Source organism: Campylobacter lanienae NCTC 13004, assembly GCF_002139935.1.
Taxonomy (GTDB): domain Bacteria; phylum Campylobacterota; class Campylobacteria; order Campylobacterales; family Campylobacteraceae; genus Campylobacter; species Campylobacter lanienae.
The window spans coordinates 1,462,651-1,484,162 of the sequence record NZ_CP015578.1 but is presented as its reverse complement, the minus strand read 5'-3'; the positions used below and the strand labels follow the sequence as shown (position 1 = coordinate 1,484,162).

The window sequence follows — 21,512 nt, the reverse complement described above, 5'->3', positions numbered from 1 at the left end:
TAATACCCAAATTCCTACTCCCTAGCATCGGCTAAAACTAGGCCAAAAAGCACCCTGACTCCGGCTCTTTTTAAGAGCTTTTGAGCCTCTAGCATACTAGAGCCGGTGGTGATTATATCATCTACTAAGATTACAGGATATTTAATCTGCTTTAAAAGCTTGAATTGCCGTGGATTTTTGCGACGAAACTCCAAAGACTTTCCAGCATATTTCACGCTATTTGTAGCACGCAACGCCCTATAAAGCGGTGATAATTCTGAATTTGATAAAGCCTTGGCTAGGATAGCAGTATGAGAATATCCGCTTTTTGTATTATCATCAAGCGGAATTACTAAAACCTTGCTCCCAAAGCTAAACTCACTAGCGAATTTGGTTAGGCTCAAACGAGCTAAATTCGAAATCGCAAATGAGCCACAAAGATGATGCTTAGTAGATAAAATCTCTTTTATATCACTATATTTATAAAAATAATATACCTTAAATCCATCTACTAATCTACAACCTTGCTGATACTCACTAAGTATCTTTTGGCAATCTTTACATATCAATTTAAGCGATATTTTAGCACATTTCACACATCGCATTAATTTGCCAAAATAGCCTTAGAAGTAGCTAATACCATATCATTTAGCATATCATTAATGAATGGCTCAAACGCACTTGCTATCGGAAGTGGCGTGTATTTGCTCTGTGGTTGCGAAATGGTCTTTGTGGTGGTGGTATCACCTTTTTGAATTTTTATTATCACTTTGCTTTGACCTTTTAAATTCTCTCCACTATAACCACTTAAATTAGCACTAAATTGTGCTATTTCTATATCCACTACAATATCACTACCTTTGATTACGCCATTTGCTTCTAGCTCTTTATTTAAAGAGTTAGCAAAGATATCTTTTAGGCTTTTATCCAAGATCACACTATGATTTAGATTGCCTTTAGAATCTGTGATTGTGGCGACTAAATTTCTATTTGATCTTGTGTCGATTATGCTATTTATCGTTACTTTTTTTGGGCTATAGGTATATTTAGTAGGCATGTAGTCTTTAAGTGTCAAAACTGAACTAGAACCACCGCAACCTACCAAAATCACCATAAAAACAGCGATTATAGTCGCTCTCATATCTCTTTGCCTTTTATAAATTTGATATCTCTTGGGCTACTTTATTAGCAGCTTGTTTGATGAGCAAATTCATAAATAGATCAAAATCTGATGGTTGAGTGAAATTCAAATCGCTCACGCTTTGAGTTGTGGTGATGAGTATCGATCTTTTTTTATTTATATTTTTGAGATTTAGCGTCCCTGTTAATTTGGAATTCAAATAGTTAGCCCCTGGACTATAGACGCTTCTAATATCACTAAATTCGAAATCCACTCTATAAGTATAAGGTGATTGATCGCTATTTTCTACATAAATTCCACGAGATTGCAATTCAGCTACCAAAGCTGTGTAAAATACCGAAGCGAAATTTTTATCGAATTTAACATTTTTACCATTTATCTTTACAGATTTTTGCGATTCAGCTAGATCAACTACTTTATGGATATAGACCTTTTTTAACTCTGCTGAAGAGTCAATAGTTCGGCTATTTTCACAACAATTAAGCGCTATATCACTCCTATACAATCTACCATCTATCGTAGTTTCATAGACCTTCTGCGAGCAAGGTTCGCACTTGGTATTTATACGAAACAGCGTATCATAAGACTTTGAAATACCTGTTTTAGTCGTGTTATTTTGCGCAGCACAACCACCTAAAATCATAGCTAAGATTAAAACTAAAATTGATCTCATTTACTCTCCCTTATAGATTTTATACTTTTAGCACCTAAGCCGTAATTTTCCATATCTATCTCATCAATTACCACTATGGTACTAGATCTGTTTCTACCTAAAATTTGACTTACTAGCTCCGTTACGCCCTCTATCAACTTCGCTTTTTGCTCCGTTGTAGGCTCTCCATTTTCTTTTGTTACTTTGATATTTATATAAGGCATTAAACTCCTTTTGGCTTATTAGCAAATTTTATGCCATTTTAGATTAATATGCTATTTTATTATCATCCACTCGCCGTTATCATCCCTTTTGAGTTTGATCTTATCTCCATCTATGTGGGCATTAGCAGATCTGATTTTGATAGTTATATAGGCGTTATTTTCACTGATATCTTGGCTTAATATCTCTATATTTTTTATTATCTCATTTTGATTTTTATCCATAGCGTTTTGTATATACTCCATTGCTGGGTTGGATTTGATCTCTTCTGGTAAGGCTACTTTGATAATCTCTTGGATATTAGCATCTTTAACGCTATTTAATATATCTGTCGCCTTAGAGCTATCAGAGTTACATCCAGCTATAATCAATACTGGTACAATCCATAATCCCCTTTTCATCATCTCCCCTTAATCTATCTTAAGCACGCTTAAAAACGCCTCACTAGGCAAGGTAACCTTGCCTATGGCTTTCATACGCTTTTTACCCTCTTTTTGCTTTTCTAGAAGTTTTCTTTTGCGTGTTATATCGCCACCATAGCATTTAGCAGTTACATTTTTGCCCATTGATTTGACCGTTTCTCTAGCGATAATTTTGCTTCCTATACTGGCTTGGATCGCTACTTCAAATAGCTGTCTTGGGACTATCTCTTTCATCGCTTTGACAAAATCCCTACCCTTACTCATAGCCTTTTCTTCAGGTACTATGATAGATAGAGCATCTACGGTCTCGCCTGCTACTTTGATATCTAGCTTAACTAACTTGCCAATCCTATATTCACTTGGCTCATAATCAAAACTCGCATAGCCTTTTGTGGCGCTTTTGAGCTTATCATAAAAATCCATAACTATCTCATTCATCGGTATATCATACTCTAAAAGCACCCTTGAAGTGGTGATATAATCCATCTTAGTTTGAATAGCACGGCGTGAGCTTAAAAGAGTTATGATATTGCCTAAAAACTCGCTTGGCGTGATGATAGTAGCCTTGACATATGGCTCTTTTATATGCTCTATTTTATTTACTGGTGGTAGTTCGCTTGGGTTTTGAATATTTATAGTAGCTCCATCGGTGCATACTACTTGATAGGTAACTGTCGGTGCGGTAGCTATCAAATCTAGATTAAACTCACGCTCTAATCTCTCTTTGACAACTTCCATATGTAATAAACCCAAAAATCCAACCCTAAATCCAAAACCAAGAGCCGCTGAAGTTTCAGGCTCATAACTTATAGAGCTATCATTTAATTTTAATTTATCTAAAGCATCTCTTAAATCTTCGAATTTATCCGTATCAATAGGATATAATCCAGCAAAGACAAATGGCTTGGCCTTTTCAAATCCACCTATTGGCTCTGCGGCCCTATTTTTGGCTAGGGTTATGGTATCGCCTACACTTACACTAGCTACATCTTTTAGCCCCAAAACCACTATGCCTACTTCACCAGCTTTTAGCTCATTAGTCTTGATAGGCAAAACAGGATTTGGATACATCAGATCTAATACAATATGCCTTTTATCAGTTCCCATTACATAGACTTCATCACCCTTTTTAAGGCTACCATCGTATAATCTCACAAGAGCCAAAGCACCTAGATAGTTATCAAACCAACTATCATAAATAAGCGCTTTAAGTGGTAAATTTAAATCCGCTTTTGGCGGTGGAATCTTGCGAATTATTGTCTCTATTAGCTCTTTTATCCCAACTCCACTTTTAGCACTCACCTCTAAAGCCTCAGAGCAATCAAGCCCAATAACATGCTCTATCTCATTTTTGACTCTATCAGGATCGGCTGCTGGGAGATCTATTTTGTTTATTACTGGAATTATCTCAAGATTATTTTCAAGTGCGATATATACATTTGCTATTGTCTGGGCCTCGACTCCTTGAGAGGCATCTACTACTAGCAAAGCCCCTTCACAACTTGCTAAACTCCTACTAACTTCATAGCTAAAATCCACATGCCCCGGGGTATCAATCAAATTTAATATATAATGCTCGCCATCAAGTGTATAGCCAAGCCTTACAGATTGCGCTTTTATGGTGATTCCGCGCTCTTTTTCTATATCCATTGTATCCATGACTTGAGAGCTCATAGATCTCTCATCTACAGCGCCACACTCTGTTATAATGCGGTCTGCTAGCGTGCTTTTACCATGATCTATATGGGCTATAATGCTGAAATTTCTTATATTTTCCATAATTTTCCTAACTATTTGATAAAATCTGCGGCTCTCCAAACAGCCGTTTTAACTCTTTTAAATTCATATCCTCTTGGCTAAGCGATGACTTTAAACTCAACACACTACTAGGCTCATTAATAGGTTTTGGCTCATTAATTTGCGTTTTTGGCTCGCTATTTTGCTGGGTTATTGGTGGCATTGGAGCTTGGCTTAGTGGAGTTGGCTTTATGGGGGTTTGCTTATTGACATTTAGCTTAATAGACTCACCATAGATAGACTTCGCAGCTGGTAAAATCACATCATTATAGTGCTTTCTAGCAAAGGCTAATTGCTCATCATCCATAGCAAAATCAAGAGTTAAAAGGCCATTTTCTAACCCTTTTAAGCTCACACACTCATCAAAAAGCACGCCTAATTCATAACTCTTATCATAGAGATGATCTACAAAAATTTGATAATCATCTTTTGGTTTTGGCTTTAAAGCTGATGGTGATGATATAAGCTTATTTGATGATGGTGGATTTGGGGCTAAATTTGGCGTGGATTTCAAAGCCGAAATAGCATCATTTATATTAGTAAGATTAAAGGCTTCAACCATCATAAATAGTGTTATAAATAGCACAAATTCAGGATCAGCAGAGTTATTTAGCATTGACTTTGCTTCGCTTAGAATTCTAAAAAATCTCTCAAAAATCAATAAAGAAAATTCGCTATTTTGATGGATAAATTTGTATTTTAAATTCTCTATTAACTCATCGATGATAGCGCTAGAATCATAGCTTTGTAACTCACTTAAAAGCTTTAAAAGCTCATTTTTATCCTTGGAATTCACAACAGCAAATATCTCATCGATCTTGGCTGGATCAAGTAGTCCTAGCATATCTACAACAATCTTATGTGTGAGCTTTTCGTGTGAATAGATAATAGCTTGATCAAGCAAAGTAAGAGTATCTCTAAGGCTACCACCACCACTTCTAGCTAATACCTCTAAGGCTCTTGGCTCAAATTCAATCCCTTCTTTATTTAATATAAACTCCAAATGCTTCACCACACTAGCCTTAGCAATAGAGTGAAATCTAAAATGTTGAGTCCGTGATAAAACAGTAGCTGGTAATTTCAGCGGATCAGTAGTCGCTAAAATAAATTTAACATAATCAGGTGGCTCTTCAAGCGTCTTTAAAAGCGCATTAAAGGCCTCTTTGGTTAGCATATGAACCTCATCAATGATAAATATCTTAAATCTCGCACTACTTGGTGAGTATTTTGTCTGCTCGATTAGCTCTCTGATATCATCAATTTTACGATGACTTGCTGCGTCCATCTCTATGATATCCATATGTCGATTTTCATTAGCCATTATACAATTTGGGCAAACTTCGCACGGATGAGCGCTTATACCCTTTTGACACAATAAAGCCTTAGCAAAAATCCTAGCGCTACTAGTTTTGCCACTCCCTCTAAGCCCCGAAAATAGATACGCATGACCTAATCTATTAGAGTCTAAGGCGTGAGATAGCGTATTTGCCACCACATCTTGGCCTATTAATTCATCAAAGCTCTTTGGGCGATATTTGAGTGCTAAAGCTTTCAAATTTAGTCCTTATTCGTTCATTATGCTTAAAAGCTCTTTATTGTTTTTGGTTTTTAACATTTTAGAGTATAGGAATTTAAGAGCCTCTATATCATCCATAGTAGCTATAATATTTCGTATAGCCCAAATTTTGCCTAAATCATCACTACCTTGTAGTAATTCATCTTTTCTAGTGCCGGATTTGAGTATATTTACAGCTGGATAAATTCTACGATCTGAAATGGTGCGATCTAAGATAATTTCGCTATTACCCGTCCCTTTAAACTCTTCAAATATCACATCATCCATTCTAGAACCTGTATCGATCAAAGCGGTCGCTACTATCGTTAGACTTCCGCCATTTTCTATATTTCTAGCTGCACCAAAAAATCTCTTTGGTTTATGAAGGGCATTGGCATCCACGCCACCGCTTAAAACCTTACCGCTACTTGGAGTTACTGTGTTATACGCTCTAGCAAGGCGAGTAATGCTATCAAGCAATATCACAACATCTTTTCCCATCTCTACTAGTCTTTTGGCCTTTTCTATCACCAATTCAGCCACCCTTACATGATTTGATGCTGGTAAGTCAAATGTAGAGCTAAATACCTCACCACGCACACTGCGTTGCATATCTGTAACCTCTTCTGGCCTCTCATCTATTAAAAGCACTATTAGCTCAACTTCTGGGTGATTTCTTGTAATGCCGTGAGCAAGCTCTTTCATAAGCTCAGTTTTACCTGTTCTAGGTGGGGCAACTATAAGCCCCCTTTGCCCCTTGCCTATCGGGGTGAAAAGATCAAGCACACGACCTGTAAGCTTCATTGGATCATATTCTAATTGAATTTTTTGATTTGGAAATAGCGGAGTTAGGTTATCAAATAGTGGGCGCTCTTTAGCTTCGGCTATGGATTTATAATTTATCGCTTCTATCTTTAAAAGAGCGTAATATTTCTCTTGTTCTCTTGGCTCTCTTACTTGTCCTGTTATGATATCACCGACTCTTAGGGCGAATTTTTTAATCTGGCTTAAGCTAACATATGTATCATTAGCAGAATCGCTCAAATTCGCATCAGTAGAGCGTAAAAAGCCATATCCGCCCTCAACTATCTCTAAAATTCCAGTAAATAAGATAAATCCGCCTTGTTTGGTTTGAGCTTTTAGAATTTCAAATACTAGCTCTTGGCGGCGAAATTCTCTAGGGTTTTGGACGCCTACTTCTTCGGCGATTGCTACTAAGCTATCTAGGTCTTGGAGTCTTAACTCTTCTATTTTGTAGCCATCAACTGGCGTGTGTGTGCGTGTGTGTTGTTTTTTGGTTTGTTGGGTGGTTTCCTTGCTTTCCATTAGTCCTCTTTAGTCCTCTTAATATGTGAATAAATAGCGGTTACAACGAATAAAATTGTAGTTTAAAGTCTTAATTTTATACTAATTTTTGACAATTGTCAAGGCGATATAAGGCTTGAATTTTAACCCAAAAGCCCTAAATCACCATAACTTAACAATCATAAAAAGCCAAAAAGCAAATCCAAAATAGTTAGCTAGATTGCTTGGCTTTTTTAATAAATTTAAGTAGATATTTAGAGGGGGGGGGGGTGTAGAATATGCGACGCAAACGGGGTTCTAGGTTGTATGGATGTGAATTTCATGTTTGTGGGGAATAATATTTCGAATATTGCCTAGCTTAGCTCTTGGCCTTGGTGATGGGCGCATAAGAGCTAGATCTTAAGAGCAATAAAAGCGAAATATAGGAACAGACCATTGATTGCCGTATCGATGAAGGTATGGTTTGTTTGAGAAATTTGGAGCAAAGAGAAGGTTTATTCTATTAATGTCAAGGCTTACAATCGTTATCAAGGCTTTGGGAGTTGATGAGAATTTCGGAATTAAAGATAAATTTCAAAAAGATAAATTTAAGGAGATAAGGTGCCATTACCGTTAATACCTATTATAGCTGGCGGATTAGTAGCTTCAGCTTTAGGATATGGAGTCAAAAAAGGTTATGATGCTTATAAAGATAGCAATGAAGCAAGCGAAAAAAGAAATGAGGGGCAACAAATATACTCTGAAGCTGTTGATGCCTTTAAACTTGTTCAAGACAAAACAGATTTAATGTTTAAGCAATTTGGCGAAGAAAAACAAAGAATCCTTAATGGAACATTGGAGCGTTTTGCGTCGTTAATTACTAGACTAGAACTTGCTAATGATGATTATACTGTCGAAATAAATGGTAAAAACATTGAGCTTTCTAAAATTAGTGATAATGTTTTTGAGTTAAGTTCTATGATAGGTGGTGTTATTGCTGCTGGTGGAGCTGGTGCTTTGGCTGGATTTGGTGCTTTTGGTAGTGCTGGATTATTGGGTGCCGCTAGTACTGGAACCGCTATTAGTTCGCTTTCTGGTGTGGCTGCTACTAATGCTACTCTTGCGTGGTTTGGCGGTGGCGCTTTAAGTGCTGGTGGTCTTGGAATGGCTGGTGGAACTGCTGTACTAGCTGGAATTGTTGCTGCTCCCGTTATTGCTGTTGCTGCTACAATTTTTGCTTATAAGGCAGAAACAGCAAAAGAAAATGCAAGAGGATTTAAAATTTACTGTAAGCAAGCAGCTGAAGCTTTAAATGCGCAACATCCATTATTGAAAAAGCTTTATTATAAAGGTTATGAGAAGCACAGAAGTCTTATCAAAATGGATTTAGAGCTTAGCGATCAACTTGATTTAGTTGAAAAAATAGCAGATGATAAAGGCAACAATCTAGCAAATTGGAGCAATGATGAGCAAGACAAACTTCATATATTGGTCAATACAGCTGAGAGCGTAATAACTATCATCAATGAGCCTATACTAAGAGATGATGATAAATTAACCCAAGATCTTATATCTTTGCAAGAAAAACATGCTGAAATTTTAAAAGAGATAAAGGCTAAATACGAATAAAATAATTAATTAAAAATTTAAAATCCCCATCTTGAATGATTTAAGATGGGGATCTATTTAAAAAGGAAAATTATGACACAAGCGACTAGGGCAAAAACTCTTAGTGATGAAATAATAGAAGAAATCGGCAATCAAATTCTAGCTAGATTTGGACTTAATATTTTTAGCCTAAATACTTATGCTGGATATGGCGCTGCTGTGGATGCGCAAAGAGAAATCGGAGCTATTAATAAAATTCATGCCAATAATGATAAACAATATGGGTTTCAACATGAAGCATTGGAAGCAGGCGATAAAAATATCGAATTCGCTTTAAAGAGCGATGGTGGTCCATATGGCATGTATCTTGATGAAAACAATAAAGGCAATGCGGCATTTCGCACAGATAAATTAGCTTGGATCACCCAAGCACAAAGCGGAAAACTACAAACAGCTATCGATGATTTGTCTATTAGAGAACAAAAGTTACAGGAGCTTATAAAATCTGGAGCTGATGATAAAAAGATAAAAGAAGCACAACAAGCATTATCAGAATCTAAGAATGCTAAGATTAAGCTTGATTTTATAAATGAAACATATACAAAACAAGAGCAAGAAGCTATATTGCAGCAATATGGCATACAAGCCAACGCAAACGATACTATAACTGATATAAAAGTATTTGAAAATGGCGAAATAACGATAAATGGTCAGTTAAAAGCAGTGGAAATAAGAAATAATAGCGATTTGACAAAACTATTTGGTAAAGATAATAAATATTTAAATGAAGATGGATTGGCAATAATAATTACAAAAGATGAATATCCAAAAGCAAAAGATCTTTTAGAAAACATAATAAAAAATGAAAAAGATCCAGTAAAAAGAGAAAACGCTAAAAAATTACTAGATAAATTACAGCCTAGTAATCATACAATAGATGATGCCAAAAATGCTGAAGAAATATCTAAATGGAATACTATAAAAATGGGAGCAGCACATGTGGCTATGACCGGACTTAGTGAGGCTGCTGTGATGGCTCTTAGCATTATAGCTAGTGGAGCTGTATGGGAGATAAAAGATATGTTCTATGGAGATAAAACCACGCCGCTTGAAGTAAGGGCAAAAAGACTCTTGGATGAAATAGTAAAAAATTTTAAAAATCTAGCTCATGCTTTTAGCAAAGGTAGTTCTTATGCTCTTATAGATATGATAGTAAAATCTATTAGCGCTGAATTGCGTGCTATTTGGTCAAAGCTAAGAAGCTCTGCTAAGCAAATATATAACGCTATTTATGATTATATCACAGGCAAAACAAAAAGTTTTAAAGACCTGCTATCTGTAATTTTAAAAGGACTCATTTCTGCTTTATGGGTTAGCGCATCTGCCTTTATCTCAATAAAATTAAAGCCATATCTAAAGCCGATATTTTCCGGTTTTGCCAACATTATATCTGGAGTATTAACTATCGTGATATCTGCTTTTGCTATAGTGCTTAGTAGTAAGGCTATCGATATGGCGCTTGATAGCATATTTGCAGCAATCGCTGCAAGGGATATGGCAAAGCAAAGAGCAGATGAAATAGCAGAGCTTGTAACTTATAATTTGCCAGCTTTGATTGCTGAGGGAGAAAGGTTGGAACTAGCAGTAGAAGGGGCTTACATTGAGCGAATGATGGCACTAGACTGGGCATTTAGCGATTATGCTAATGCTAAGTTTGGTGGGGAATTTTCTGCCATTTTTACATCGCTTGATAATATTTGTAAGCTACACGGCACAGCGCTAAAAATAAGAACAAAAGAAGATTTAAAAACTTTTGTAAATAGTGGAGATGGAAAGCTTTATTATGCTAATTCTAAAAAGGATATTTAAAAGTTAAATTTAATATTAAAAATAGATTAAAGATTTTAAATGTGGGTTTTAGTTGTGATTTTGTGTTTGATTATGAATTTTAGGTTTTATATGGAATTATTCTTTATTTATTCTTTTGTAATTTAAATTGAGCTTGAATTCTACTTATTAGATAATTTAAAGCTATAAATTTGGATTTATAAAAGTTATTGCTTGATGCTAGTTAAGCAATCAAGCAATAATGAAAATGTGGATTAAATAAAATTTATAAATTATATTAATCTACATTATACAAGCACGCAAGCGATAAAGCCAAATGCCACAGAAAAAGCAATGGCTAAAACGCCAGGGATTAAGAAAGCATGGTTAAATACATATTTGCCAAGTCTTGTAGAGCCTGTATCGTCCATTTGGACTGCACCAAGAAGTGTAGGATATGTAGGCAATACAAATAGAGCCGAAACAGCAGCAAAAGACGCAACTAGCATATATGCATCGCCTGGATTAGCTGCGCTGATACCAAGGGCTGCTATAACCACTGGAGTGATCGCCTTAGCGGTTGCTGCTTGAGAGTATAGAAGCATAGCCGCAAAGAAGAATATAACAGCAAGTAGTGATGGAACAGCCTTAACCCAATCACCAGCTAGAGTTTTAATCTCTTCTGTATAGCCACCAACAAATGTATTACCAAGCCACGCCACACCAAGAACACAAACGCACGCTACCATACCTGATTTAAATACGCTTGTATCGGCTACTTTACCAACTTCAATTTTACAAAAGATTGTAATAAATGTAGCCACGCCTAGCATAAAGCTCATAATAGCAGCATCTCTAGGGACAACGACATTTTCTATAAGAACCGGTTTGCCGCCGACTTTTGAGATAGCAGTAGCATATAGAACAACTAGTAAAACACCGATTAAAAAGATAGCAACAGATAGTTTAGCGCCTGGTTTTAGCTCTTTGCTTTGAACGCCAACTGATGGTTTTACCAATCCTTGAGCTAAACGCTCTTGATAGACTGGATCTTTGCTTAAATCAAGATTAGCAAATAGAGTTATTATAAGAGCTGTAAGCATACAACCAGCAAATGTAGTTACTAGCCATAACCCAATTAGAGTTGGATAGCTCCAACCAAGTGGCTCTAATACGCCTGTCATATAGACAACGGCCGCACTAACAGGGCTAGCTGTGATAGCGATTTGGCTTGATACAACTGCGATTGATAGTGGAGCTGAAGGTTTGATATTTTGCTCTTTAGCGACTTCGACGATAACAGGAATCATAGAAAACGCAGTGTGGCCTGTCCCAGCTAGAATTGTTAAAAAATATGTAACAGTAGGTGCTAAAAAGTTGATATATTTTGGATTTGAGCGAAGGATTTTCTCAGCTATTTGGACTAAGTAGTCTAATCCGCCAGCGAGTTGCATAGCTGAAATAGCAGCGATAACGCTCATAATGATCAAAATAACATCCCAAGGAATAGTGCCTGGTTTCATACCAAGACAAAGACCTAAGATAACAACGCCGATACCACCGGCGTAACCAATACCGATACCACCAAGGCGAATACCTACAAAGATAGCGCCTAGCAAGACAATGATTTGTAAAATCAATACAAAATCCATAGATTCTCCTTATATTTGATCTGCTAGGTAAGCCTAGCAGATTTTGAGTTTAAATTTAATATTATTTTTCGCCCATATGTGGGTTAAGCATATTAGCAGGTGTTAAGATTTTATCAATCTCTTCTTTGGTTAGATAGCCACGCTCTAAGCAGATATCTGCTACGCTTTTGCCTGTTTGTAGGGCTTCTTTGGCTATGCTAGCTGATTTTTCGTAGCCGATATATGGGTTGAAAGCTGTAACAATACCAATAGAGTTATAGACAAAATCGCTACAAATTTTCTCATTAGCTGTAATTCCATCTATACATTTGTCAGCTAGAGTTTTCATGGCTTTTTCAAGCATGATAATTGAGTTAAATAGACTATATGCTACAACTGGTTCAAAGACATTTAATTGTAATTGACCACCTTCGCAAGCGAATGTAACAGTAACATCAGAGCCGATTACAGAGTAGCAAACTTGATTTACCACTTCAGGGATTACAGGATTTACCTTGCCTGGCATGATAGAGCTACCTGGTTGCATTTTTGGTAAATTTATCTCATTTAAGCCACATTTTGGACCTGAGCTTAGAAGTCTTAAGTCATTACAAACTTTTGATAATTTAGTAGCTACCCTTTTTAAAACACCAGAAATTTGGACATATACGCCTGTATCTTGTGTAGCTTCTATTAAGTCTTCAGCTACTTTATACTCATGACCTGTAACTTCTCTTAATTTTTTCTCTACTACTTTTGGATAATCTGGGTGAGAGTTGATACCTGTACCGATAGCGGTACCGCCTAAATTGACTTCTAATACAAGTTTTCTAACTTCTAGAATTCTCTCGATATCTTCGCCTATCATTACGGCAAATGTTTTAAACTCACGCCCTAAAGTCATAGGCACCGCATCTTGAAGTTGAGTTCTACCCATTTTTAATACATTTTTAAATTCTTCAGCTTTTCTCTCGTAAGCTTTTTTGAGATACTCCATAGCTGTGGCTAAATCTGTCAAATAGTCGTGAAGTGCTAGGTGAAGTGCTGTTGGATAAGCGTCATTGGTGCTTTGGCTTAAATTTACATGATCATTTGGATGAAGATATTGATATTCACCTTTTTTGTGGCCTAAATGCTCTAAAGCGATATTGGCTATAACTTCGTTTGCGTTCATGTTGGTTGAAGTACCAGCACCACCTTGGATCATATCTACTACAAATTGATCATAGTATCCACCAGCTAGAATTTTGTCGCAAGCTGCGATGATAGCGCCTTCTTTTTCTTGATCCAAAAGGCCTAATTCTCGGTTTGCCATTGCGGCTGCTTTTTTAACTCTTGTGATAGCGCGCACAAATCTAGGGAAGTTTTTTAATCTGTCATGAGATATGTTGAAGTTTTCAACGGCTCTAAATGTTTGGACGCCGTAATAAACATCATCGCTAATTTCTAATTCGCCGATAAAATCGTGCTCTTTTCTTGTACCCATTGTCTCTCCTTTGAAATAAATGTTTCAAATAGAATTTTAACGATTTGTAACTTAATATCATTTTAAAATCCCAGCAAATAGCCTAAATAGCGAATTTGTAGGAATTTAAATTTATTTATAAATTTATTATATACGATAAATTTGCTAGATTTATTTTATATTTTTAAATAGAAAAAATATAAAATAAAATTAAATTTAGTTTAAATTAAGCCATAAATAGCTGAATTTAGGGGCTAATTGCTTAATAAAATTGATATAAATTTAGTTCTAGGGTTGGCGTCTAGGGCGATTTTGATACTCATAGTTAGCGGCACGGCTAAAAACATCCCGCCGATTCCAAAGATAAATCCCCAAAATAAGAGGCTCAAAATCACAACAAGCGTTGATATCCCAAGCCCCTTGCCTAAAAATCTAGGCTCTATGAAATTCCCAATAGAGATATTGACTACTAAATAGATTAGCGTTAGCCATAAAGTCGTACTTATATCATTGACAGCTAAGCTAACCAATAGCGCTGGAATCGCTGCTATGATAGAGCCGATTGTTGGGATATAGTTTAAGATAAAAGCCAAAACCGCCCAAAGCAAGGCGTGAGGCACATCAAAAAGAATCAAAAACCCCCACACTATCACACCAGTAGCGATGGATGAGATAGTTTTGATAGCGAGATATCGTTTTAAATTTGATATAAAAGTATTTGCGATATGTAGCGCTGATGGGTCTTTGATAGCAAAATACTCCACCTTTTGTTTAAAAATTTGAGATTCAAATAGTATAAATGCTAAAAGCAAAAAGACCAAAAATGATTGCGTGACTAAGCTTCCTGTTTGAAGAAGTAAATTTGAGGTTGTGATAATGAGCTTGTCAAGGTTGATAAAGCTTAATAGATTGTTGCTTATATCGATATCTGCTTGATCTTTAGCATAGATTATAAGGTTATCTATAAAGATATCGATTTTGGCCTTATATAGTGGCAAATCGGTGCTAAATTGCACAATCGCCCCAGCTATAACATTGCCTAAAAACCAAAGCCCACTACCACAAATTCCAATTAAAATTATAAAAGCAAAAAAGCGATTAATATGAATTTTGCTCATCATCTCCAAAATCGGATAGACAATAATAGCGATAAAAACAGCGAGCAAAAACGGCACCACGATAGAACTAGCTAGACTTAGCCCGCTGATGATAATCACAAAACTAGCCACTTCAACTAGATTAAATCTCAATTTTATCCTTTCATTGAAATTTAGGCCAAAATGCCAGCATTTGGCAATTTTTGGCTTCTATCAAGAGCATAAATTCGCTCATCCCCTACCAAATCATACTTCCATATCGGCGCATTAGCCTTAAAATCTTCTACAAATTCATTTATAAGCTTTAAAGCAACATTTCTTTTTGGGCTACAAACCCCAGCTATAAAGCTTGATTTATGGATCGCTACATCGCCTTTGCTATGAGCCATTAAGATTATGGCATTTTGGGATTTTGCTATTTCTTGCCAACGATCAAACCACGCTTTTAAAATCGGCTCATATAGATCAAAGCTAAGCCCATCTATACCGCCCTCATCACGCACCACGCCTACAAAGCTTATAATGGCGCCATAATTTTTTAGCCTATTATCATTATACCAGCGACTTGTGATCTCATTAGCATCTAAAGCGCCATCATATAGCTCCATTTTAACCCCCACAAACCGGTGGTAAAATCGAGATTTTATCGCCGGTTTTTAGCTCTTGATTGATATCATTTACTATCTCATCATTTAGGGATACAGCGCAGAGCTCTAGCCACTTTGAAATTTGAGTATTTTGAGATAAAATTTCTTTTAACTCAGCTAAATTTTTAGCATCTAGCTCCATCGCATCAACGCCAATTGGCCCTAGGAATTCCACTTTTACCATTATTATCCTTTAAATTTGAATTGCTATAGTTTTGTAATTTGTATAATTTACAAAGGCTCCATTTTGGATTTTGAGATTTTGCCTTTTGGTGAAATCGACCTCATAAACTCCAGCTGATTTGGTGCTAAATTTCACACAAATTCTAGCTGCGAATAATATCACTTCATCGCTTAAGTTTTGTTTGTTTGATTTGACAATTATGTGAGCGCTTGGGCGGTCTTTTAGATGAAACCAAAAGTCATCTTTTTTGGCATTTTTAAGCAAAAATTCATTTCCTTTTTGGCTTTTTCCAAGACTGATTTTGTAGCCATTGATATAGAAATTTTCTACCAAATCGCTAAATTTATTTTCATTTTTTTGGTTTTGTTTTTTAGGTGATAAAATCTCTATTTCACTCATATCATTGCTTGAGTTTATCGCATTTTTTAAGGAGTTTAAAAACTCTAATTTGGTTATCAAATTCTCTTTTTGAATTTCAATATTATTTGCTTTTTGTCTCAATTTTTTGCTAGTTTTAAATAGCTCATTAGCAGCTATTTTGGGTTGGGTATCGATAGTGAAATTTATGCTATTTCCATCATAATCTATGAGATTTAGCTTGCGATCATAATCATTTAAATTATGTAAATTTGATATTATTAAATTTGCTATTTTGTTTAGCTCTTTGGCTCTATTTTCTAAATTTTCTTTAGTTTCTAAGGTGGCTAAATTGCTATTTAAAAGCTCGATTTTTCTATCTAAATTTGCTATTTTATTTGCTTTTATTTGATTGAGATTTTGAAGTGTGATTTTGTGAAATTCATCTATAAAATAGTTATCAAAATTCTCTATAATCTCACTTGGCTTCTCTCTTATCTCAAACTCATCAAGCGGGGTTAAAATTTTACCGACTTTTATGCTTCTTGTATCGTTATCAAAGTGGTGTAACGCCTCTAATATCACTCCATTTTCATCACAAATTATCGCATTGGTAAATCGCCCTGTAAATTCCAAATAAATAGTAGTAGTAATCTCTTTATACGAGCCACTAAGAGTTGCTTTGATAGCGAGTATTCTATTGTTTGGTAGGGTTTTTATGCTTAGGATTTTGGCCGAATTTAGCCGTTTTTTAAGCAAGATATCAAAGGGTGCTTTATACTCTTTTATCTGAATTTGATCGCTTTTATAGATGGATGAGTGGGATTTATTTAAATCAAATATAAGCTCATAATTACCATCAAATTTAATAGCAATCATCAAATCGCCAACTCTTTTTATGGTTGAAATTTTATTAAATTTTGACAAAAACTCTGATATTTGGGTTAAAATTTTATATTTCATAAGCACGATTATACCAAAATTTTGCTACAATGTAGCCTTTAAATTTGGTCAAAACTCAAAGGAAAAGCTATGAAACAGACAATAACAGAAAAAATTTTTAGCGAACATGTAGGCAAAGAGGTTTTTGCAGGGCAGATAGTAGAGAGCAATATAGATATGGTTATAGGCAACGATATTACCACGCCAATTTCTATAAAAGCCTTCAAAGAGAGCGGTGCTAAAAAACTTGCCAACCCAAAAGGATTTGCGATAGTAATGGATCATTATATCCCAGCAAAGGATATAATGAGCGCAAATCAAGCTAAGATTAGTAGGGATTTTGCCTATGAGCATGATTTGCCAAATTTCTTTGATGAGAAGGATATGGGTATAGAGCACGCTTTGATACCTGAAAAAGGCCTTGTAGTCCCAGGCGATGTGATTATAGGCGCTGACTCTCATACCTGTACTCATGGTGCGATCGGTGCTTTTAGTACAGGAATGGGAAGCACAGATTTAGCATATGCGATGATAACAGGCAAAAACTGGTTTAAGGTGCCTTCTACAATCAAAGTTGAGTTTATCGGTAAGCCAGCAGAGCATATATATGGTAAGGATCTGATACTAGAAGTTATCCGCCAAATAGGCGTGGATGGGGCTTTGTATAAGGCACTTGAATTCACAGGTGATGGGATAGGATATCTAGATATGGATAGTAGATTTAGCCTTTGTAATATGGCTATTGAAGCCGGTGGTAAAAGTGGTATAATCGCAGTTGATGATATCACTAGAGAGTTTTTGAGCAAGGTAAATTTAAGAAGTGAGCCAAAAATTCATTATAGTGATGATGGGGCAAACTATGAAAAAATCATAAGAATAGATGTTAGCAAGCTAGAGCCAGTCATAGCATATCCATTTTTGCCAAGTAATGGCAAAAGCGTAAGCCAAGCCGTTAAAGATGATATCAAGATAGATCAAGCCTTCATCGGTAGCTGTACAAATGGCCGTTTGAGTGATTTACGCATCGCAGCAAAAATCCTAAAAGGCAAAAAGGTAGCAAAACACACAAGACTTATAATCACCCCCGCAACGCAAAAAATCGCCCTAGCAGCACAAAAAGAGGGTTTAATGGATATATTTGTAGAAACTGGAGCAGTAGTTAGCAATCCTACTTGTGGGGCTTGTCTTGGCGGATATATGGGGATTTTGGGTGCTGGTGAGAGATGTATCAGCACGACAAATAGAAACTTTGTAGGCAGAATGGGCGATAGGACTAGTGAGGTCTATCTAGCCAATTCAGCCGTAGCAGCAGCAAGTGCAATAGCCGGTAAAATCGTAGATCCTAGAGATATATAAGGTGAAAAATGCTCTGATACTAGCAGGGGGCAAAAGCTCTAGAATGGGCGTGGATAAGACTACGCTAGAGTTTGGTGGTTTTGCTAGTATTACACATTTTTTGTTTTTTAGATTAAATGCTATTTTTGATGAGGTTAAGGTGGCGGCCAAGGGTGAGAAATTTAGGCCGCCTTTGCCTGTTTTGGTAGATGATTTTGCGGAGTTTGCACCGATTTTTGTGATAGCAAATTTGGATAAATACTATAATGATCCAGTATTTATAATAGCAGCTGACACGCCTTTGATAGAGGCTAAAACAATATATGAGTTATCAAATTCAAATAGCCTAGTAACCTTAGCTAGTGATGGGGAGCATCTACACTATTTATGCGGATTTTATCACCCTAAAATTGCCCCAGTGGCTAGGCAGATGATCCAAAATGGGGATTTGAGGCTATCAAATTTAGCTAAAAGATCTGAATTTAAGAGTATTAAATTTGAAAATTCTAAGCAATTTTTTAATATAAATACCAAAGATGATTATGAAAAAGCTAAGCTTTATAGCTCTAATTTTATTTAATTTTGCTTTTGGAGCTGATAAGCTATATCAAAAAGCACTTGAATTCGAATCTAAGGGCGATATGGAAAATGCGCTTAAATATTACAAGCTCGCAGCCCAAAAATCACTAAATATAAATAATGAACCAAAATCGCAAGATTTAACCGCCGATTTTCAGCAAAAACCAAGCGATGAAATGGCTCAAGATAGTGAGCTATTTTGGGGGATTAGCACTTATGATATTAACTACTTTATGCCGTTATCATATTCTAGTCCAAATAGCTTTAAAAAGGATATTTCAAGCCAATTCCAAATAAGCTTGAAAAAGCTGATTTTTGATGATATTTTGGGATTTAATGAGAAGTATTATTTTGCTTATACACAAATTTCGTGGTGGGATTTGTATGCGGATTCGGCGCCATTTTATGAGACGAATTATCGGCCAGAGTTGTTTGTAGAATTTCCGCTTAAATACCGAAATTTAATTAATCTTAAATTTGGCTTTTTACACGATTCTAATGGCAAAGATGATGAGTTGTCAAGATCATGGAATAGGCTATATATCGCTAGTGAGTTTGAGTTTGATAAACTTACTATCACCCCAAGATTATTCCAAAGAATCCCCGATAACAAAGATGATAACCCAAATATCCAAAATTACAAAGGCAGAGGCGATATAAATTTAAAATACAATATGGATAATGGTGCGATTTTTCAAGCAGTTTTTACAAATAATCTTAAATTTGACAAAACCAATAAAAGCTCATTAGAATTAGGCTATTTATACCCTATCAAAAATGGATTTTATCTATATCTATCTGGATTTAGCGGTTATTCTAAGAGCCTTCAAAGCTATGATAGATACCAAAACTCTATAAATTTAGGTATAGCCTTTATAAGATAACGACCTCACACCTTAATCTAATCCCAAAAAGCTCATAAACTCGCTCTTTGGCTAAATTTATAAGATTTAAGGCATCTTCAAAGCTCCCACCACCATAATTTATCAAAAAATTAGCGTGAATCTCGCTAAATCCACATCCGCCGATTCTAAATCCCTTTAATCCCGCAGCCTCTATGAGCCTACCGGCGTGATCGCCACTTGGATTAGCAAAGCATGAGCCAAAGCTAGCGCCCTTTGGTTGATTAGATCTTTTTTGGTTTAGATAATTACTTAGCTCATTATCAAACTCACCCTTAATATCAAAACTCGCTTCAAATATCACGCCATCGATATTTGAGCGCCTATAGCCAAATCCGCACTCATTGCGATGCTTGATCCCTTTTGAAGTGGATATGGATTTTAATCTCGCACCTATCTCATACTCTTTGACTCCAGCATTCATGGTGATTAATCCCCCAAGCGTTCCGGGGATTTTCTTGATAAACTCAAAGCCACCTAGATTATTATCTTTGGTGAATTTATATATTTTTGCGCTACTTGTTTTAGCGCCGATTTTTAATACTCCATTTTCAAGCTTTATATAGTCAAATTTAGAGCCTAATATCCCCATTTTAGGCGGATTTGGCGATATTAAAATATTATTTGCTCCACCTATCATCACTCCATCAAACTCGATAGTCTCATCTATAAGCTCAACTTCAAAAATTCCGCCGATTTTCACAGAGCTATACTTGCTAAAATCAATCTTCATTGTATAAAAGTCGGTATCATATTTAAAATTCGCTCCGTAAAATCAATCATCTGGCTCATCATCCAAGGCATTAAAAATATAATCACTATAACGACCAAAATTATCTTAGGGACAAAGCTTAGCGTCATCTCATTTATCTGCGTTGTAGCTTGAAATATGCTAATTAATAGCCCAGCGATTAGCCCAGCCATTAGCATCGGAAGGCTGATTAATAAAGCTAGTTTAAAGGTCTCAACCCCAAGACCGATTAGATCGCCTTGCATTTAGCTTATCCTACTTTTTAGATACTCACTAGGGATGAAGTTTGGCTCAGCTTTTATCAAAGCACTATAAAATCCACGCTCAAAACCAATCTCAAATAGCCTATTTAAGGCTTTTATCTGTGTTTCATCCATATTTATAGAGCTATCATTTGCGTATAAATTTAGATAAATTTCAAGCTTTTTATCATCGACACGGACTAAGTTTCGCTCTAAAAGCATTTTAGAGAGCAAATTTTTATTATCATATGCGATTTTAACAGCTTTGGTTAAGATTTTTTCGCACTCTATCGCATCAGTTAGCGGAAGACTTCTTCTAATCGCCATTCCGCCAAGTGGCAGAGGCAAGCTCTCATCTCCCCTAAGCTCGCACCAAATATCCCAAATTTCACGCTCCACGCATAGCTCACTACTAAATTCCAAAATGCTCTCATGTATCAGCACCCCAGCATCGACTTCTCCGCTTAAAACAGCACTCTCAATATCCAAAAAATTTTTATAAATCACCCTAGCATTTGGATAAGCTATTTTAAATAAAAGCGCATTTGTGGTATATTCGCCGCTCAAAGCAACCTTGAAATTTGGCTTTAAATTAACCCCTTTTTTCTTTATCAGTTTTGGGCCATATCCATTACCAAAGCTCACAGCAGTCCGCAAAAGCGCATAATCTTGCCATATAAATGGATATAGCCCAAAGCTAATCGCACTAGCGTCAAATTCACCCCTTAAAGCACTTTTATTAAGCGTTTCTATATCATCAGCTTTAGAGCTAAAACGCAAAATTTCACTACCAACCCAGCCCAAATTTATCGCACTATACATAAATATATCATCCGCATCAGGCGAGTGAGCTACGCTTATATTTTTCAAATTTATCCTTTGTATTTTGGCTA

General features: G+C 36.0%; 22 protein-coding genes. 5 read left to right on the top strand and 17 right to left on the bottom strand.

Annotated features, from left to right (window positions below; all coding sequences use genetic code 11):
• Positions 1-14 precede the first annotated feature (14 nt).
• The 8 genes from CLAN_RS07605 to rho are packed head-to-tail and all read right to left on the bottom strand — an operon-like array spanning position 15 to position 7,094.
• Positions 15-584 carry a ComF family protein gene (locus tag CLAN_RS07605; protein WP_086225012.1) on the bottom strand — a complete coding sequence of 190 codons (570 nt, stop codon included), beginning with the start codon at positions 582-584 and terminating at the stop codon, positions 15-17.
• Positions 584-1,120 (bottom strand): hypothetical protein, encoded by a 537-nt coding sequence (locus CLAN_RS07600; RefSeq protein WP_096014208.1) that lies wholly within the window; start codon positions 1,118-1,120, stop codon positions 584-586. Before CLAN_RS07600 ends, CLAN_RS07605 begins: the two co-directional genes overlap by 1 nt.
• A gap of 13 nt (positions 1,121-1,133) precedes the next feature.
• A complete protein-coding gene (locus CLAN_RS07595; RefSeq protein WP_096014209.1) occupies positions 1,134-1,793 on the bottom strand; it encodes a hypothetical protein in 660 nt (219 codons plus the stop codon).
• Positions 1,790-1,996: a tautomerase family protein gene (locus CLAN_RS07590; protein WP_086296420.1), complete on the bottom strand. Its 207-nt coding sequence runs from the start codon at positions 1,994-1,996 to the stop codon at positions 1,790-1,792. The genes CLAN_RS07595 and CLAN_RS07590 overlap by 4 nt, the downstream gene beginning before the upstream one ends.
• Positions 1,997-2,047: 51 nt before the next feature.
• The gene (locus tag CLAN_RS07585) at positions 2,048-2,395 is read right to left on the bottom strand and encodes a hypothetical protein (protein ID WP_096014210.1); all 348 of its coding nucleotides are present in this window, start codon (positions 2,393-2,395) and stop codon (positions 2,048-2,050) included.
• Between the two features lie 9 nt (positions 2,396-2,404).
• On the bottom strand, positions 2,405-4,195 hold the full coding sequence (lepA, locus tag CLAN_RS07580; protein WP_086244309.1) for a translation elongation factor 4: 1,791 nt from the start codon (positions 4,193-4,195) through the stop codon (positions 2,405-2,407).
• 7 nt (positions 4,196-4,202) lie between these two features.
• Positions 4,203-5,768, bottom strand: coding sequence for a DNA polymerase III subunit gamma/tau (locus CLAN_RS07575; RefSeq protein ID WP_100590981.1), 1,566 nt, complete (start codon positions 5,766-5,768; stop codon positions 4,203-4,205).
• Between the two features lie 9 nt (positions 5,769-5,777).
• Positions 5,778-7,094 carry a transcription termination factor Rho gene (gene rho / locus CLAN_RS07570; RefSeq protein WP_086293634.1) on the bottom strand — a complete coding sequence of 439 codons (1,317 nt, stop codon included), beginning with the start codon at positions 7,092-7,094 and terminating at the stop codon, positions 5,778-5,780.
• A gap of 579 nt (positions 7,095-7,673) precedes the next feature.
• Between rho and CLAN_RS07565 the strand changes: the two genes are divergently transcribed.
• Entirely contained in the window at positions 7,674-8,681 is a 1,008-nt protein-coding gene (locus CLAN_RS07565) for a hypothetical protein (protein WP_100590980.1), read from the top strand.
• A 72-nt stretch (positions 8,682-8,753) separates the two neighbouring features.
• Positions 8,754-10,529: a hypothetical protein gene (locus tag CLAN_RS07560; RefSeq protein WP_100590979.1), complete on the top strand. Its 1,776-nt coding sequence runs from the start codon at positions 8,754-8,756 to the stop codon at positions 10,527-10,529.
• A 266-nt stretch (positions 10,530-10,795) separates the two neighbouring features.
• Here the strand turns inward: CLAN_RS07560 and CLAN_RS07555 are convergent, their stop codons facing one another.
• The 6 genes from CLAN_RS07555 to CLAN_RS07530 form a co-directional block, all read right to left on the bottom strand.
• Positions 10,796-12,139 carry an anaerobic C4-dicarboxylate transporter gene (locus tag CLAN_RS07555; RefSeq protein ID WP_096016503.1) on the bottom strand — a complete coding sequence of 448 codons (1,344 nt, stop codon included), beginning with the start codon at positions 12,137-12,139 and terminating at the stop codon, positions 10,796-10,798.
• A gap of 61 nt (positions 12,140-12,200) precedes the next feature.
• Positions 12,201-13,604, bottom strand: a complete 1,404-nt coding sequence (aspA, locus tag CLAN_RS07550) for an aspartate ammonia-lyase (protein ID WP_096014217.1) — start codon at positions 13,602-13,604, stop codon at positions 12,201-12,203.
• A gap of 233 nt (positions 13,605-13,837) precedes the next feature.
• The gene (locus CLAN_RS07545) at positions 13,838-14,833 is read right to left on the bottom strand and encodes an AI-2E family transporter (RefSeq protein ID WP_232045876.1); all 996 of its coding nucleotides are present in this window, start codon (positions 14,831-14,833) and stop codon (positions 13,838-13,840) included.
• A gap of 20 nt (positions 14,834-14,853) precedes the next feature.
• Positions 14,854-15,288 carry a molybdopterin synthase catalytic subunit gene (locus tag CLAN_RS07540; protein WP_100590977.1) on the bottom strand — a complete coding sequence of 145 codons (435 nt, stop codon included), beginning with the start codon at positions 15,286-15,288 and terminating at the stop codon, positions 14,854-14,856.
• Between the two features lies 1 nt (position 15,289).
• On the bottom strand, positions 15,290-15,511 hold the full coding sequence (locus CLAN_RS07535) for a MoaD/ThiS family protein (RefSeq protein WP_096027465.1): 222 nt from the start codon (positions 15,509-15,511) through the stop codon (positions 15,290-15,292).
• Positions 15,512-15,520: 9 nt separating this feature from the next.
• Positions 15,521-16,831 (bottom strand): NFACT RNA binding domain-containing protein, encoded by a 1,311-nt coding sequence (locus CLAN_RS07530; protein WP_100590976.1) that lies wholly within the window; start codon positions 16,829-16,831, stop codon positions 15,521-15,523.
• Positions 16,832-16,900: 69 nt separating this feature from the next.
• Here CLAN_RS07530 and leuC point away from each other — a divergent pair, with 69 nt between their 5' ends.
• Genes leuC through CLAN_RS07515 form a run of 3 tightly spaced genes read left to right on the top strand, consistent with a single transcriptional unit; the run spans position 16,901 to position 19,608 of the window.
• Positions 16,901-18,166 (top strand): 3-isopropylmalate dehydratase large subunit, encoded by a 1,266-nt coding sequence (gene leuC, locus CLAN_RS07525; protein ID WP_100590975.1) that lies wholly within the window; start codon positions 16,901-16,903, stop codon positions 18,164-18,166.
• Position 18,167: 1 nt separating this feature from the next.
• On the top strand, positions 18,168-18,725 hold the full coding sequence (mobA, locus tag CLAN_RS07520) for a molybdenum cofactor guanylyltransferase (RefSeq protein WP_096016509.1): 558 nt from the start codon (positions 18,168-18,170) through the stop codon (positions 18,723-18,725).
• Complete coding sequence (locus CLAN_RS07515) at positions 18,688-19,608, top strand: phospholipase A (protein ID WP_167368954.1); 921 nt, start codon at positions 18,688-18,690, stop codon at positions 19,606-19,608. The genes mobA and CLAN_RS07515 overlap by 38 nt, the downstream gene beginning before the upstream one ends.
• Here the strand turns inward: CLAN_RS07515 and CLAN_RS07510 are convergent.
• The 3 genes from CLAN_RS07510 to CLAN_RS07500 are packed head-to-tail and all read right to left on the bottom strand — an operon-like array spanning position 19,598 to position 21,489.
• The gene (locus CLAN_RS07510; protein WP_100590973.1) at positions 19,598-20,359 is read right to left on the bottom strand and encodes a UDP-N-acetylmuramate dehydrogenase; all 762 of its coding nucleotides are present in this window, start codon (positions 20,357-20,359) and stop codon (positions 19,598-19,600) included. The genes CLAN_RS07515 and CLAN_RS07510 overlap by 11 nt on opposite strands.
• The gene (gene fliQ / locus CLAN_RS07505) at positions 20,356-20,622 is read right to left on the bottom strand and encodes a flagellar biosynthesis protein FliQ (RefSeq protein ID WP_086237127.1); all 267 of its coding nucleotides are present in this window, start codon (positions 20,620-20,622) and stop codon (positions 20,356-20,358) included. The genes CLAN_RS07510 and fliQ overlap by 4 nt, the downstream gene beginning before the upstream one ends.
• The gene (locus CLAN_RS07500; RefSeq protein WP_096015479.1) at positions 20,623-21,489 is read right to left on the bottom strand and encodes a menaquinone biosynthesis family protein; all 867 of its coding nucleotides are present in this window, start codon (positions 21,487-21,489) and stop codon (positions 20,623-20,625) included.
• Positions 21,490-21,512 lie beyond the last annotated feature (23 nt).